This is a genomic window from Coprococcus sp. AF21-14LB, from assembly GCF_003458885.1.
GTDB lineage: Bacteria > Bacillota > Clostridia > Lachnospirales > Lachnospiraceae > UBA9414.
The window spans coordinates 17,321-33,526 of record NZ_QRVX01000028.1; the positions used below are offsets into that span (position 1 = coordinate 17,321).

The 16,206-nt window shown below is 38.2% G+C and carries 15 protein-coding genes and 1 pseudogene; 9 read left to right on the top strand and 7 right to left on the bottom strand.

Annotation, left to right across the window (positions count from 1 at the left end):
* Positions 1-4 precede the first annotated feature (4 nt).
* From gyrB to dnaA, 5 genes are all read right to left on the bottom strand, one after another.
* Positions 5-1,933: a DNA topoisomerase (ATP-hydrolyzing) subunit B gene (gene gyrB, locus DWX73_RS08230; protein WP_118348347.1), complete on the bottom strand. Its 1,929-nt coding sequence runs from the start codon at positions 1,931-1,933 to the stop codon at positions 5-7.
* Between the two features lie 11 nt (positions 1,934-1,944).
* Positions 1,945-3,030: a DNA replication/repair protein RecF gene (gene recF / locus DWX73_RS08235; protein WP_118348348.1), complete on the bottom strand. Its 1,086-nt coding sequence runs from the start codon at positions 3,028-3,030 to the stop codon at positions 1,945-1,947.
* A gap of 11 nt (positions 3,031-3,041) precedes the next feature.
* Positions 3,042-3,251 carry an RNA-binding S4 domain-containing protein gene (locus DWX73_RS08240; protein ID WP_118348349.1) on the bottom strand — a complete coding sequence of 70 codons (210 nt, stop codon included), beginning with the start codon at positions 3,249-3,251 and terminating at the stop codon, positions 3,042-3,044.
* A 15-nt stretch (positions 3,252-3,266) separates the two neighbouring features.
* Positions 3,267-4,376: a DNA polymerase III subunit beta gene (gene dnaN, locus DWX73_RS08245; RefSeq protein WP_118348350.1), complete on the bottom strand. Its 1,110-nt coding sequence runs from the start codon at positions 4,374-4,376 to the stop codon at positions 3,267-3,269.
* 296 nt (positions 4,377-4,672) lie between these two features.
* Complete coding sequence (dnaA, locus tag DWX73_RS08250; protein ID WP_118348351.1) at positions 4,673-6,073, bottom strand: chromosomal replication initiator protein DnaA; 1,401 nt, start codon at positions 6,071-6,073, stop codon at positions 4,673-4,675.
* 442 nt (positions 6,074-6,515) lie between these two features.
* On the opposite strand from dnaA, the gene rpmH reads away from it, so the two are divergent.
* The 8 genes and pseudogenes from rpmH to rsmG all read left to right on the top strand — a co-directional run bounded on the left by rpmH (position 6,516) and on the right by rsmG (position 13,556).
* Positions 6,516-6,650, top strand: a complete 135-nt coding sequence (gene rpmH, locus DWX73_RS08255) for a 50S ribosomal protein L34 (RefSeq protein WP_008977315.1) — start codon at positions 6,516-6,518, stop codon at positions 6,648-6,650.
* A gap of 55 nt (positions 6,651-6,705) precedes the next feature.
* Entirely contained in the window at positions 6,706-7,089 is a 384-nt protein-coding gene (gene rnpA / locus DWX73_RS08260) for a ribonuclease P protein component (protein WP_118348352.1), read from the top strand.
* Positions 7,061-7,273, top strand: coding sequence for a membrane protein insertion efficiency factor YidD (yidD, locus tag DWX73_RS08265; RefSeq protein WP_118348353.1), 213 nt, complete (start codon positions 7,061-7,063; stop codon positions 7,271-7,273). Before rnpA ends, yidD begins: the two co-directional genes overlap by 29 nt.
* Positions 7,274-7,299: 26 nt before the next feature.
* A complete protein-coding gene (locus tag DWX73_RS08270; RefSeq protein ID WP_118348354.1) occupies positions 7,300-8,562 on the top strand; it encodes a YidC/Oxa1 family membrane protein insertase in 1,263 nt (420 codons plus the stop codon).
* Positions 8,563-8,594: 32 nt separating this feature from the next.
* Positions 8,595-9,457, top strand: a pseudogene (gene jag / locus DWX73_RS08275) (RNA-binding cell elongation regulator Jag/EloR).
* Between the two features lie 146 nt (positions 9,458-9,603).
* Positions 9,604-10,980: a tRNA uridine-5-carboxymethylaminomethyl(34) synthesis GTPase MnmE gene (gene mnmE / locus DWX73_RS08280; protein WP_118348355.1), complete on the top strand. Its 1,377-nt coding sequence runs from the start codon at positions 9,604-9,606 to the stop codon at positions 10,978-10,980.
* A complete protein-coding gene (gene mnmG / locus DWX73_RS08285; protein ID WP_118348356.1) occupies positions 10,946-12,841 on the top strand; it encodes a tRNA uridine-5-carboxymethylaminomethyl(34) synthesis enzyme MnmG in 1,896 nt (631 codons plus the stop codon). Before mnmE ends, mnmG begins: the two co-directional genes overlap by 35 nt.
* Position 12,842: 1 nt before the next feature.
* The gene (gene rsmG / locus DWX73_RS08290) at positions 12,843-13,556 is read left to right on the top strand and encodes a 16S rRNA (guanine(527)-N(7))-methyltransferase RsmG (RefSeq protein WP_118348357.1); all 714 of its coding nucleotides are present in this window, start codon (positions 12,843-12,845) and stop codon (positions 13,554-13,556) included.
* 131 nt (positions 13,557-13,687) lie between these two features.
* On the opposite strand, the gene yfcE is transcribed toward rsmG, so the two are convergent.
* Positions 13,688-14,242, bottom strand: a complete 555-nt coding sequence (yfcE, locus tag DWX73_RS08295) for a phosphodiesterase (protein ID WP_118348358.1) — start codon at positions 14,240-14,242, stop codon at positions 13,688-13,690.
* A gap of 89 nt (positions 14,243-14,331) precedes the next feature.
* The gene (locus DWX73_RS08300) at positions 14,332-15,375 is read right to left on the bottom strand and encodes an alpha/beta fold hydrolase (RefSeq protein WP_158556837.1); all 1,044 of its coding nucleotides are present in this window, start codon (positions 15,373-15,375) and stop codon (positions 14,332-14,334) included.
* A gap of 208 nt (positions 15,376-15,583) precedes the next feature.
* On the opposite strand from DWX73_RS08300, the gene DWX73_RS08305 reads away from it, so the two are divergent.
* Positions 15,584-16,159 (top strand): GNAT family N-acetyltransferase, encoded by a 576-nt coding sequence (locus DWX73_RS08305; protein WP_118348359.1) that lies wholly within the window; start codon positions 15,584-15,586, stop codon positions 16,157-16,159.
* Positions 16,160-16,206 lie beyond the last annotated feature (47 nt).

A 16,206-nucleotide genomic window follows, 5' to 3' on the forward strand; every position in this document is an offset into this window, starting at 1 on the left:
CAGATTAAATATCAAGATTTTCTACAAATCTTGCATTTTCTTCAATAAATTCACGTCTTGGCTCTACCTTATCTCCCATTAATGTGGTAAATGTCAGGTCAAGTTCCGAAGATGTTTCATCATCCATTACAACACGTTTCAAGATTCGATGCTGCGGATCCATCGTTGTCTCCCAAAGCTGCTCTGCATCCATTTCTCCAAGACCTTTATAACGCTGAATCTTATTATTCTGATCACGTCCAACTTCTGAAAGAATCTTATCCAGTTCTGCATCACTGTATGCATACCAGACTTTTTTATTCTTCTCAAGCTTATATAACGGCGGCTGTGCAAGATATACATACCCCTGTCTGATCAGCTCAGGCATAAAACGATATAAAAATGTTAATAGCAATGTGCTAATATGTGCTCCATCGACATCGGCATCTGTCATAATGATAATCTTGTGATATCGAAGCTTTGAAATATCAAAATCATCATGAATTCCTGTACCAAACGCAGTAATCATTGCTTTAATCTCAGCATTGGCATATATTTTATCCAGTCTTGCTTTTTCTACATTCAGGATTTTTCCGCGAAGCGGCAGGATTGCCTGAGTCGCACGATCACGGGCTGTCTTTGCAGAACCGCCGGCAGAATCTCCCTCTACGATATAGATCTCACAATTTGCCGGATTCTTATCCGAACAGTCTGCAAGTTTTCCCGGAAGAGACATTCCTTCTAGTGCAGATTTTCTTCTTGTCAGATCTCTCGCTTTCCTTGCGGCTTCCCTTGCACGCTGTGCCATAACAGATTTTTCAACGATCATTTTTCCGACAGACGGATTCTGTTCAAGGAAAATTTCCAACTGTGATGCAACAACGCTCATAACAGCTCCGCGCGCTTCGCTGTTTCCAAGCTTTTGTTTTGTCTGCCCTTCAAACTGAGGATCTTCAATCTTAACACTGACAATCGCAGTTAAACCTTCTCTGATATCTTCTCCTGACAAATCCGGTTCATTATCTTTTAATAATTTATTTTTTCTTGCATAATCATTAAATGTCTTTGTCAGAGCAGTACGGAATCCTGCAATATGAGTTCCACCTTCCGGTGTTGTGATATTATTAACGAATCCATATGTATTTTCTGTAAAGGAATCATTATGCTGCAGAGCAACTTCTACTGCAACACCGTCTTTCAGACCTTCACAATAAATAATTGTCTCATATAATGGTGTCTTGCTTTTATTCAGATATGCAACAAATTCCTTAATACCACCTTCATAGTGGAAAGTATGCTCTCTTACTTCTTCTTCTCTGTAATCGTGAAGAACAATTCTAAGACCTTTCGTTAAAAATGCAGTTTCCCTGAGACGCTGCTTCAAAATATCGTAATCATATACCGTCTCTTCAAAGATCTCTCCATCCGGAAGAAATGTTACCTTTGTTCCGGTCTTTTCCATATCACATTCACCGATCACTTCCAGTTTCTTGACTACTTTGCCCCGCTCATAACGCTGCATATAAACTTTTCCGCCGCTGCAGATTTCTACTTCTAACCACACAGACAACGCATTTACAACAGACGCTCCTACACCATGCAGACCTCCGGATACTTTGTATCCTCCACCGCCGAATTTACCTCCTGCATGCAGAACAGTAAATACAACTTCTACTGCCGGAAGTCCTGTTTTGTGATTAATCCCAACCGGAATTCCACGCCCGTTATCAATAACTGTAATAGAATTATCCTGATTGATCGCTACATCTATCGTATCACAATATCCTGCCAGCGCCTCATCAACTGCATTATCTACGATTTCGTACACGAGATGATGAAGTCCTCTCGATGACGTACTTCCTATGTACATTCCAGGTCTTTTTCTTACCGCTTCCAGTCCTTCTAATATCTGGATCTGGTCGGCGCCGTATTCTGTACTTACTGTACTACCCATTTTAATTCCTCCTAATTTTCTCCAGTGACTTCACCGTCTTTTACGTGAAACACCTTATTCATTGAAAATCTGTGATTAACAAATTCATCCAGACCGGTACAAGTCACAAGTGTCTGCACCCCCTGAATACTGTCCAACAGATAATTCTGCCTATGTTTGTCAAGCTCAGATAATACATCATCAAGCAAAAGAACAGGTGTATCATGAAGCACCTGTTTCACAAGTTCAATTTCTGATAATTTTAATGACAATGCTGCCGTTCTCTGCTGTCCCTGTGATCCAAACTTGCGTATATCAAGATCATCTGCAAGAAAACAGATGTCATCCCGATGCGGTCCTGTTGAAGTACTCCTCATCCGGATATCCCTTTCCCTGTTCTTTCTGACAGCTTCTTCCAGAGACAGACTTCCGCAGCCAGGTTCATAAGAAAGAAGCAAATTCTCTCGTTCCCCAGTAAGTTTTCTATGGATCGTTCCAACAATCTCATTTACTTCCTGCACAAACTTCCGTCTCCGCTCCATGATCCGTTTACCATAATCAATCAGCTGCATATCCCATACTTCCAACGTATCATATAGATCTCTTCTATCTGGAATCTCCTTCAGCAGCTTATTTCGCTGATTTACGATCCGATTGTAGCTGGACAGATCATTTAAATATATCTTGTCAAGCAGAGACAGCTCCATATCCATAAATCTTCGCCGTTCTGCCGGTCCATTTTTAATAATATTCAGATCTTCCGGTGAAAAAAAGACAAGATGAATCATTCCGAACAGCTCACTTGCCTTGCGAATCGGAATTTTATCAATGGCAATTCCCTTTGGGCTGTTCTTCTTTAAATGTACATCTATCTGGTAAGGAACTCCGTCCTTTTCTACCAGAATTTCAATATGAGATTCCTCTTTTCCAAACTGAATCATATCTCTGTCTTTTGTACCTCTGTGGGATTTTGTTGTCCCACAGAGATAGACTGCTTCAAGAATATTGGTTTTTCCCTGGGCATTATCACCATAAAAGATATTTGTTGCATGATTAAAATCAAGTTTCAACAAATGATAATTTCGGAAATTTTTTAACTTTAATGATTTCAGAATCATATGTCTACCAACTATCTGATAATTTTTACTTCTTCATTCTCAAAGAAAATGATGTCTCCCTCATGCAGCTTTTTCCCGCGGCGGGTTTCTACTTCACCATTTACTTTTACTTCTCCGTTCTGGATCACGATTTTCGCATCTACTCCGGATTCTACAAGACCAGCCAGTTTCATTGCCTGACCAAGTTTAATAAACTCATCTCTAATTGTAATTTCCTGCATCTTTTTCCTCTCCGACTATACTCCGGCATTAAAGTTGACCGGTAAAATCAAATAAATATAAGTTTCATTTTCATCTTTAATGAAGCAAGGTGCTTTTGGATTCATCAAAAACAAATTCACTTCTTCATCATCAATCACACGAAGTGCATCGATCAAAAATTTAGGATTAAATCCAATCAGCAGATCTTTTCCTTCTTTTTCAATCATAATTTCTTCATCCATCGAACCAATCTGAGACTGAATCTTCAGCTGCATTGTTTCATCACCAATATTGATGATGATTGGTTTCTTATCTCCTTCTTTTACCAATAATGTTGCACGGTCAATACAGTTTAACAGTTCTTTTTTATTGATTTTTACTTTTGTTTCGTAATCATTAGACAACATTTGGTCAATGCGGAAATATTCTCCTTCGATAAGTCGGGAAACAACAACCGTATTATCAAATTCAAATACAATATGATTCTTTGTAAAATATAAGTTGACATCATTTTCCGTTTCACCGGATAAAATCTTACTCACTTCAATTAAAGTTTTGCCCGGAACAACAACTTTTGTATCCGGATAGCTTTCTTTCAATGCGATTTTGCGAATCGCAATACGATGTCCGTCCAGAGAAACAACTTTTAGCTGATTATCATGGATTTCAAATAATTCTCCAGTCATCAATTTATTACTATCATTGTCTGCAATAGAAAAAATTGTCTGGCGGATCACTTCTTTTAAAGTAAATTGAGATAAAGTGACTGCTTGTTCTTTCTCAATATAAGGTAAATAGGAAAATTCATCTCCCGGTTTGCCGGAAATGTTGAATTTAGCTTTTTCGCAAGTAATCAATGTCTGTAAATTAGAATTTGTTTCAATTGTAATAGTATTATCCGGTAATTTTCTTACAATATCAGAAAAAATTCGTGCATCAATTGCAATTAAACCTTTTTCGAGGATGTCTCCTTCGATAATAGTTTCAATTCCGAGTTCCATATCATTAGCTGTTAATTTAATGATGTCTGTTGTTGCATCAATTAAGATACATTCGAGGATCGGCATTGTTGTTTTAGAAGGTACTGCTTTGGAAACAATGCTGACACCTTTTACCAGATTTGATTTGGTGCAAACGATTTTCATGTGAATAACTCCTTTCTGGGTGTGCGAATATATAAATATATAAAAGTTGTCCGCAGTAACCGCCGTAGGGGGTGTTGATATGTGGATAACCCTCGTGAGCCGTGTAAATACGCAACTTTTTCGATCTAAAAACTCTGTGGAAAAGAAAATGATGACATGTGAACGCCCTTTGGATAAAAAAATCCGAAAAAAAGGCCTTCAAAGTGTATCAACAGTCTGTTCACAGCTTGTCCACAGGATATGCTCAAAGTTATCCCCATATGGTGTGAATAACTTTAGGATAACTTGAAGTATATTTAAACAGGATTAATTTTCTTTTTAATAATATTAACAGTGTTACTTAATGTTTCGTCTGTCTTTAAATCAGCCGCAATCTTGTCTACGCCGTGGCTGATTGTTGAGTGGTCGCGGCCGCCCAGGATAATCCCGATGGATTTTAGCGGCGTATCGGTAATTGTGCGGATCAGATACATGGCAATCTGTCTTGGAATTGCGATGTCAGCGCTTCTCTTGCCGCTCTTTAAGTCAGCGATTGAAATATCAAAGTGTTCAGAAATTACATCCAGGATAGATTCCGGTGTAATCTGACGGTTCTCATCCGGTGAAATAATGTCTTTTAAAGCTTCGGCAGCTAGATTAATGTCAATAATAATGCTGCGGCCGCCGGTCTGATTCAGCTTATAAAGTGCGATCAGTTTATTTAAAGAGCCTTCCAGCTCACGGATGTTTGATTTCACGTTAGATGCAATGTATTGTAGTACGTCATTAGGAATATGATATTTCTCAAGACCGTCAATTTCGATTTTTTTCTGTAAAATCGCCATTCTTGTCTCATAATCCGGTGATGAAATGTCAGCGATCAGGCCCCACTCAAAGCGTGTACGGAGTCTGGCTTCTAATGTTTCAATATCTTTCGGTGGTTTATCACTGGAGATAATGATCTGTTTGCCGGATACATGAAGATGATTAAACGTATGGAAGAATTCCTCCTGTGTACTTTCTTTTCCTATAATAAACTGGACGTCGTCAATTAAGAGAACATCATTTGTACGATATTTTTCACGAAAAGCGGCCATGGCAGATTCATTGCCGGTACGTCCGCTCTTGATGGCGTCGATCAGCTCATTCGTAAATGTTTCACTTGTAACATAAAGCACTTTTTTAGACGGATCATGTTCCAGAATAAAGTGTGCAATGGAATGCATCAAGTGAGTTTTGCCAAGTCCAACACCTCCATATAAAAAGAGAGGGTTATATACAGCACCCGGAGATTCGGCCACAGCAAGGGAAGCCGCATGCGCAAAATTGTTGTTGCCTCCGACTACGAATGTGTCAAATGTGTACTTAGGGTTAAGGTTTGCCTTCTCACTAAGATATTTGGAACGTTTTTTCTGTTCCGTTGTTTCTTTGATTTCTTTTTTCATCTCATCAAGTTCCGAGTAATCATTTTCGGAAATAAATTTGATGTCAAACTCTGTACCGGTTACTTCTGCAATGCAGACTCGAAGCGGGAGCAGGTACTTATTCTTAATATGCTCGACGCTTGCCTTTAAATTGACTGACAAAAATACTGTATTATCGATAACGTCATACACTTTTAGTGGGAGAATCCACGTTTCATATGAAATATTTGATAAACAGTATTCAAAACGCAACTTTTGTATTATTTCTGTCCATTTTTCTTCTACTATGTTCATCATCCAAACTCCTACATATACTTATACATACTTGATTATATTCTACATCAAAAAAGATGTTAAGGCAATCAAAAATAAATGTGGATAACTTTTTGAACATCTTAAAGTACCGATTTTAAGCCATTCTTTGTTAAAAAAAAGATAATATCCAAAGTCTTTCCATATACTTTCCACTAATTATCCCCCAAAAAAAGCAAAGTTATCAACATTTTGTGGATAACATGTGGATAAGGGGATAATATATGGATAACTCTGGGGAAAAGAAAAAAGTGATAGAAAACAAAAGAAAATGTAAGGATTATCTTGACTTTCAGCCGGTTTCAGACTATAATTATGAGCGATGTCTAAAAGAATATATTTATCTTAAATGACAATAATCGTATATAATTTGCAGCAAGTATATTATATAAAGTACTTGAATTCAGTAAGGAGGTGGATATCAATGAAAATGACATTCCAACCAAAAAAGAGATCCAGAGCTAAAGTTCATGGTTTCAGAGCAAGAATGAGCACAGCTGGCGGAAGAAAAGTATTAGCAGCCAGAAGAGCAAAAGGAAGAAAACAGTTATCAGCATAGGCCGCATATATGTGGCCTTTTCTTCTATATATAAAGAAGAAAAGGAGAACTTTGAATGAAATTTTCCGAATCACTGAAAAAAAATCACGATTTTCAGTATGTATATAAAAAAGGAAAGTCTTTTGCAAACAAATATTTGATTATGTATCAGATGGAGAATCACCTGGGAAAGAACCGGGTGGGAATCTCTGTCAGTAAAAAAGTAGGCAATAGTATTGTCAGACATCGTGTTACACGTCTGATCAGAGAAAGCTACAGACTACAAGAAGGCAGATTCCAATGTGGATTAGATATTATTATTATAGCAAGAGCAGGCGCGAAAGGCAGAACATATCAGGAAATAGAGAGCGCATTACTCCACTTGGGAAAACTTCATAATATTATAGATGATATAAATGGAGATATCAGCAGTGAAAAAAATATTAATCGGAATGATTAAATTTTATCAGAAATATTTATCGGGATTAAAAAGATCGGCCTGTTGCATCTACACACCGACATGTTCTCAGTATGGCATAGAAGCGATTGAGAAATATGGTGCATTCAAAGGCGGTCTTTTGACGTTATGGAGGATTTTGCGCTGTAATCCATTTTCAAAAGGAGGGTATGATCCTGTACCTTAAAAAAAGGTAAAGATGGAGGAGAAAAAATGTCAGGAGTTTTATTAACACAGTCAAATTCATTTATTATTGGACCGATCGCTTGGCTGCTCGGAAAATTAATGAATGGTATTTTTGTTGTGCTTGATACAATCGGTATTCAGAATATCGGTTTATGTATCATTCTTTTTACAATTGTTATTTACACATTGATGCTTCCGCTGACGATCAAACAGCAGAAATTCTCAAAAATGTCAGCAGTAATGAATCCGGAGCTTCAGAAGATTTCAAAGAAATATAAAGGAAAGAAAGATCAGGAATCTATGCTGAAGCAGCAGGAAGAGATGCAGGCGCTTTACATGAAATACGGTGTTTCACCGACAAGCGGTTGTTCCACAATGTTTATTCAGTTTCCGTTGATCATGGGACTTTTCGCAGTAATTCAGAACATTCCGGCGTACGTAAATGGAATTAAAGCAGCATATATGCCGCTTGTAAATAATATTTTAAGTTCTGATTCTGCATTAAAAGCAATTGAGAAGATCGGAAGCAAAGCGCCGATCAATATCAGTCCGGAACGTTTTGATTATACAAAAGCGAATACGATCGTAGATGTTCTGTACAAATTCCAGAGTGAATCCTGGGCAGAACTTGCAGACAAGATTCCAAGTATGGCAGATTTAATTACAGATACACAGAGCAGTCTGATCCATTTGAACAGTTTTCTCGGAATCAATATTGCCGAGACACCAATGACTCTGTTCATGGATGCAATTAAGACAGGTGCGATTATTTCTATCATTCTTGCAGTTGCAATTCCGTTAATTTCCGGATTTACACAGTGGCTGAACATGAAGCTGATGCCGCAGCAGGAGACAGATCCGGATAACCCGGTTGCTTCTTCTATGAAGATGATGAACCTGACAATGCCGATTTTCTCAATGGTAATGTGTTTCACATTCCCGTCAGGTATTGGTTTATACTGGATTGCCAGTGCAGTTGTAAGATCTGTGCAGCAGGTGGCTGTAAATAGATATATGGATAAGAAATCTATCGAGTCCATGATTGAAGAGAACCAGAAAAAAGCTGCGAAGAAACGTGAGAAACAGGGTGTTGCGGCTTCTACATTAAATGAGATGGCTCAGAAGAATGTTCGTAATATTGCAGAGCCGAAGACAGCACAGATGTCAACAAAAGAGCGTGATGAGAAGCTTCAGCAGGCTGCAGAGAAAAACAAGAATGCAAAACAGGGCAGTCTTGCAGCGAAAGCAAATATGGTTAGAGAATTTAACGAGAGCAATAAAAATAAGTAAATGATAATAGTGACTGGATGGGGGCACGAATTATGAAAGAAATCACAGTATCAGCAAGAACGCTTAGTGATGCGATACAGAAGCTTTGATCGAGCTGGAAATCACAAGCGATATGTTAGAATATGATGTTATTGAAAAGGGAAGTGAAGGTTTCTTTGGAATCGGCCGTAAGCAGGCTGTAATCAAAGCCCGCAAAAAGGTAGTGGAACCTCCGAAAGAAGAAATTAAAAAAGAAGAGCCGGAAGCGCCGGCAAAGGAAAAACCGAAAAAAGAGTTCAAGAAAGAACCAAAAAAAGAATCTCGCAAAGAACATAAAGAGCATAAAGAACAAAAAGAGTTCAAAAAGGATGCTGCAAGAGAACTTCACCGGGAAGTAAAAGAAACAGTTGCTCCGGTTAAGGAAGAGGAAAAAGAACCTGTGAAACTTGCTGAGATTTCAGAAGAGACAAAGACAGCCTGTGTGGATTTCTTAAAAGGTGTATTTGAGACAATGAACCTGGAAGTTGAGATTGTAACAGAGATCGATGAGGAAGGCGCTCTTGCAATCGAACTGAAAGGAAAACACATGGGAATCCTGATCGGTAAGAGAGGACAGACACTGGACGCACTTCAGTATCTGACAAACCGTGTTGCTAACAAAAACCAGGAAGGATTTGTACGCGTTAAATTAGATACAGAAAATTACCGTAAGAGAAGAAAAGAAACATTAGAAAATCTTGCAAAAAATATTGCATCAAAAGTAAAACGTACAAGAAAACCAGTTTCTCTTGAACCAATGAATCCGTATGAGAGAAGAATCATTCACTCAGCGCTGCAGGCAGATCGTTATGTATCTACTCACAGCGAAGGAGAGGAACCATACAGAAGAGTTGTAGTAACTCCGAATCGTAAGTAATTTAAGGAAGAAGACAGTAGGGTATCATACTTTACTGTCTTTTTTCTATGAAGGCAATGGTGTGGTTTGATGGTTGTTCTTGTACAGCCGATAAAAATATAATATAATAAATTTGCGTTCTTGAAGAAAAAAGGAAAGGGAAGGCTATGTTAAAAAAAGATACGATTGCTGCGATCGCAACAGCAATGTCAAATTCCGGTATTGGAATTGTGCGGATCAGCGGCGAAGATGCATTAGATATTATTACAAAAATATATAGAAGTAAATCCGGAAAATGTCTGGCTGATCAGAAAAGCCATACAATCCACTATGGATATATTGCAGACGGCGAAGAATTTATTGATGAAGTGCTTGTGATGCTGATGAAAGGGCCACACAGTTATACGGGTGAAGATACGGTAGAAATTGACTGTCATGGAGGAGTTTTTGTTGTTAAGAGAATCCTTGAAACTGTAATTAAGTATGGTGCAAGACCGGCAGAGCCGGGAGAGTTTACAAAAAGAGCATTCTTAAACGGACGAATTGATCTGTCTCAGGCAGAAGCAGTTATTGATGTCATTGAAGCTCAGAATGAGTACGCACTAAAGAGTTCTGTCAGTCAGCTGAAAGGTTCTGTTCATGAAAAGATTGGAGAAGTCCGCGCGGAAATCCTGTATCATACAGCGTTCATTGAAACTGCGCTAGATGATCCGGAACATATTGATGTAGATGGCTATGGAGAAACACTTCGGGGAGTTGTGGAGAAGCTTCTTGAAGAACTTCAGAAGCTGATAGATTCTGCGGATAACGGCCGTATTATGAAGGAAGGAATCCGTACGGTTATTGTCGGTAAGCCAAATGCAGGAAAATCCTCTCTGTTAAATGTACTTGTAGGAGAAGAGCGGGCTATCGTAACAGATATTGAAGGAACAACAAGAGATATTCTTGAAGAACATATTAACCTTCACGGAGTAAGCCTGAATATTATCGATACAGCAGGGATTCGCGATACAAAAGATGTTGTGGAAAAGATCGGGGTTGACCGCGCTAAATCACAGATGAATGACGCGGATCTTATCATCTACGTAGTAGATGTTTCCCGGCCGCTTGATGAAAATGACAGTGAGATCATGCAGATGATCGCGGACAAGCAGGCAATTGTGTTGTTAAATAAAACAGATTTGGAATCAGTTGTAACGGAAGAAGAGCTGAAGAATCAGCTTCAAAAACCGATGATCCAAATCTCTGCAAAGGAAGAAACCGGAATCAGAGAGCTTGAACAGGTTCTGAAAGAGATGTTCTTCCAGGGAGATATTTCTTTTAATAATGAAGTTTATATTACAAATGTCCGGCATAAGACAGCGCTTCTGGATGCTCGGGAAAGTCTGAAAAAAGTACTTCAAAGTATAGAAAATCAGATGCCGGAAGATTTTTATTCCATTGATCTGATGGATGCTTATGAGGCGCTTGGAAGTATTACCGGAGAAACGATAGGAGAAGATTTGGTTAATGAAATATTCAGTAAATTCTGTATGGGAAAATAAAGATCCATATGATGTTGTAGTAATTGGTGCAGGACATGCAGGGTGTGAGGCGGCATTGGCATCTGCAAGGCTTGGTCTGCGCACGATTGTATTTACCGTCAGCGTAGAAAGTATTGCGTTAATGCCGTGTAATCCGAATATCGGCGGAAGTTCAAAAGGTCATCTTGTAAAGGAAGTGGATGCTCTGGGCGGTGAAATGGGAAAAGTCATCGACCGGACATTTATCCAGTCCAAAATGCTGAACAAATCCAAAGGCCCGGCAGTACATTCACTGCGCGCACAGGCAGATAAGGCAGAATATACAAAGGAGATGCGGCTTGTACTGGAAAATCAGGAAAACCTGGAAGTAAAACAGGCAGAAGTAGTAGATATTCTGACAGAAGATGGGAAAATAACAGGAGTACAGACATATTCCGGATGTATATACCGCTGTAAGGCTGTAATTCTCTGTACAGGGACATATTTGAAAGCAAGGTGTATTTATGGTGATGTCAGCAGTGAAACAGGCCCTAACGGGCTTCAGGCGGCTAATTACCTGACAGAGGCATTAAAGCGGCTTGGAATTACCATGTACCGCTTTAAAACAGGTACACCTGCAAGAATTGACCGAAGGTCAGTTGATTTTAGTAAGATGGAAGAACAGTTTGGAGATGAGCGGGTCGTTCCGTTTTCATTTACAACAAACCGGGAAGATGTACAGATTGATCAGGTTTCATGCTGGCTTACTTATACAAATGAAAAGACACATGAAATCATTCGGAATAATCTGGATCGTTCGCCGTTATTCTCAGGTATGATCGAAGGAACCGGGCCACGGTATTGTCCGTCTATAGAGGACAAAGTGGTAAAATTTTCCGACAAAGACAGACATCAGGTATTTATTGAGCCGGAAGGACTGTATACAAATGAGATGTATGTGGGAGGAATGTCCAGTTCTCTTCCGGAAGATGTACAGTATGAGATGTACCGCAGCGTGGCAGGCCTTGAACATGTAAAGATTGTGAGAAATGCCTATGCGATCGAATACGATTGTATCGATGCAAGACAGTTGGATGCCACATTGGAATTCAAAGATATCAGCGGACTTTACAGTGCCGGACAATTCAATGGAAGTTCCGGATATGAAGAAGCAGCGGCTCAGGGGATTGTTGCCGGAATTAACGCAGCTTTAAAGATTCTCGGCCGTGAACAGATTGTCATTGACCGTTCACAGGGGTATATTGGCGTATTGATCGATGATCTTGTAACAAAAGAAAGCCATGAGCCATATCGAATGATGACATCCAGAGCAGAATACAGACTTCTTCTTCGGCAGGATAATGCGGATCAGCGGCTGACGAAGATTGGTTATGAAGTCGGATTGATTTCTGAAGAGAGATATCAACATCTTTTGGAGAAAGAACAGCAGATTTGTGGAGAAGTAGAGCGTTTGGAGCATGCGCATGTGGGTAACTCTGAACCTGTGCAGAAACTTCTGGCGCAGTATGGAAGTACACCTCTTACGTCAGGAACTTCTCTGGCAGAATTGATTCGCCGCCCGGAATTGTCGTATGAAGCGATAGAACCAATCGATAGTACACGTCCGGGAAAATTCAGCGAAGAAGTAGAAGAACAGGTAAATATAAATATTAAGTATGACGGTTATATCCGGCGTCAGGCGAAACAGGTAGAACAGTTTAAAAAACTGGAGAAAAAGAAAATACCGGAAAATATTAATTATGATGATGTAAAAAGTTTGAGAATTGAAGCAGTACAGAAGTTAAAGGCATTCCGACCGCGATCTATCGGACAGGCATCCCGGATTTCCGGTGTTTCTCCGGCGGATATCTCAGTGCTTCTTGTTTATCTTGGAGGGAAATAAAATGAGTCAGTTATTTGATGAAAAGCTTCAGGAGCTTAATCTTGTATTGACAAAACAGCAGAAGCAGCAGTTTGATAAGTTTTATGAACTGTTGGTAGAATGGAATAAAGTGATGAATCTGACGGGAATTACAGAGTATGAAGAAGTAAATGAAAAGCATTTCATAGATAGTCTTGCTGTTGTAAAAGCCGTAGATTTAAGTAAAGTAAATACAGTCATCGATATCGGAACAGGAGCCGGATTTCCTGGAATCCCGTTGAAAATTGCATTTCCTCACTTAAAGATTACATTACTTGATTCTTTGAATAAGCGAATCAAATTTCTTGATGAAGTAATCCGGGAATTAGGGCTGCAGGATATTAAAACAATTCATGGCCGGGCAGAAGATTTTGCAAAACAGAAAGAATACCGTGAACAATATGATCTTTGTGTATCCAGGGCAGTTGCGAATTTAGCAACACTCAGTGAATATTGCATTCCATACACAAAAGTTGGGGGACAGTTTATTTCTTATAAATCAGGTGAAATTCAGGAAGAAATTGATGCATCCAGAAAAGCCGTATCGATTCTTGGCGGAACGGTAGCAGATGTTGTAAAATTTCAGCTTCCGGGAAGTGATATTGGAAGATCATTTGTAGCTATAAAAAAAGAAAAGGCTACAGCAAAAAAATATCCTAGAAAAGCAGGGCTTCCGGCAAAAGAACCGCTAAAATAATTCATAAAGGAATTCATAAAGAAAAAGATAATCAGAAAGCGAAGTCCGCTGTTAGAGATGTAGCAGGGCTTCGCTTTTTGATTTTATTCAGAATTTTGTTCAGAGAATCTATCATAGAATTTCTGACAATGCTATTTTTCTGATAGTGTATACTCTTTGTAAATATCACCGGTTTCAAGAGATTTCCAGAGAAAATGTCCATCTTCCAATGTCATATAGCTTGGAATACTGTTCTCTTTTGGGAGAGAAGCAGAGCCTGGATTCATATAAATACAGTGCTCTGTAGCTTCCAAAGCAGGTATATGGGTATGACCGTGAAGGAGAATATCTTTTGGTCCGATTTTTGGCAAGTCTGTCAGGTTATAAAGATGACCGTGTGTGATAAAAATCATAGTACCCTGCTCACATAAAAGTGCGTAATCTGCCAGTACCGGAAAATCTAAAACCATTTGATCTACCTCGGCTTCGCAATTTCCGCGGACACAAAAAATATTATCTTTTATAGAATTCAGCATTTCTGTAACTGATTTCGGGTTATATTCCTTTGGAAGATCATTTCGCGGACCGTGATAAAGAATATCACCAAGTAAAATAATCTTATCGGCAGCTTCCTTTTTAAATTGTTCTAATATTTTGCGGCAATAATAAGCAGAACCGTGGATGTCTGATGCAATTAAATATTTCATGTTATAATCTCCTGTGATTTCATTAAATTAGTATGTGGGTTCTAATAAATTGTATTTGTTAAGAAAATCCATATTTATTCATATATAAGTTATACTACATTATGCGCTGTATCATTTGTATCAGCAGTATTAGAGCTATCATTTGTATTAGCTGCATCATCTGTGATACTATCAATAGCATCATCAAAAAAGACAGCAATTTGTTCCAGCACTTCCAGTGGAACTTCCAGGTGTGGAAGACCTTTCGCTTTATCGATATCAACAGATTCAATAGAAGGTGCAAGGTGTTTGTACTGTTCAGCAACAGTTTTATTATCTGGTGTACCGATACCGGATAAAATAAAGATACTATTATTAAGTTCTTTTAATGCGGTAGTAATATTAGCCTTAGTATAATTACCGCGTAAGCTTGCATACAAATATTTTCCATGACAGCTGTCAAGATGAGCAGTTTCATAGTACGTTTTTAAATAGGAATCTTCTGCTTTACTTGGACTATAGAAATAATCCATAAAGAAATCAGACTCAATTTCACGACGAGAAACAAGGATATTGTACAGTAATGTACCCAAAATAGGAACAGAAATAAGGAATTTCTGTATTTTTGCCTTTTTTGTCGGAACTTGCGATAACTCCTGAAGTGAAAGTGGATTGATCATTATAATTCGATCAATAATAGAATCATCATTTCTGCAAGCCATTGTCACAAAGGAAGAAGATTCTCCGGAAGAGATAATATCTGTTTTTTCTCCGATGACATTTTTAATAAAATCAGTAATTAATTGGACATATAAAAAATTAGTATAAGTTACATCGGGTTTATCAGAGCGTCCGCAGCCAAGTAGGTCAATTGTATAAACAGTATATTTCTTTGCAAGCTGATTTTCAATGCGATGCCACTCATATCCAGAGGAAGACGGATTTAAGTCATGAATAAGAAGAAGTGGTTTTCCGTTTCCTTTCTTTGTGTAAAAAATATTTCCAAATTTCCATTCATAGGTTCTGCCATCAGTAGTCTTCAAGAGATTGTCTACAGTGGCAAGAAAGTATGTGAGTTTGTTCATTGTATAGATGAAAAATGAAGCCGCAGCAGCGACAGCAGCACAAGTAGTTAGTTTTTTCTTCCAGTTCATATATACACCTGCTTTCTTTATGGTCAATTAAAGTATTTCATAGTTCTTATTATACTACAGTCCTTTGCACAAGAAAAGTAAAAAGAAAGAAGAAATATTTTGGAAATGTTTCACGTGAAACATTAAGAAAGTATGATAAAATATCTAGTAATTAATTTCAAAAAAAAAATTATGTACCAAAAGTATGACATCGAAAGGAGAAACCGGTATGCAACATAAAGGAACAATTAGAATGGAAACAGAACGATTAGTTTTAAGGCCGTTGGAAATCGAAGATGCAAAAAATATGTTTCAAAACTGGTCAAATGATCCGGAAGTCACAAAATTTTTGACTTGGCCAGCAAATAAAGAAATAAAAATGGCAGAAGATATATTGGAAATATGGAAAAGTCAATATGAAAAATCTGATTTTTATCAATGGGGAATTGTGCCAAAATCCTTTGGAGAAGTTATAGGTACTATATCTGTAGTAGAATTAGATGAAAGAGTAGAAAAAGTACAAATAGGATATTGTATAGGAAGAAAATGGTGGAGTCAGGGATATACAACTGAAGCATTTGCAGCAATCATTTCATTCTTATTTGAAGAAGTAGGTGTAAATAGAATAGAAGCCATGTATGATCTTAGAAATCCGGGTTCGGGTAAAGTAATGAAAAAGTGTGGCCTTCAATACGAAGGAACATTACGACAGGCTGGATGGAGTAATAGTGGAATTGGAGATATGGCAATGTATAGTATCCTCGCATCTGAATACTTTCAAAAACATAACGACGCCAAAATATAACGATTTACATGTTCACGTGAAACATATGAATCGTTTTAATAAAAAGC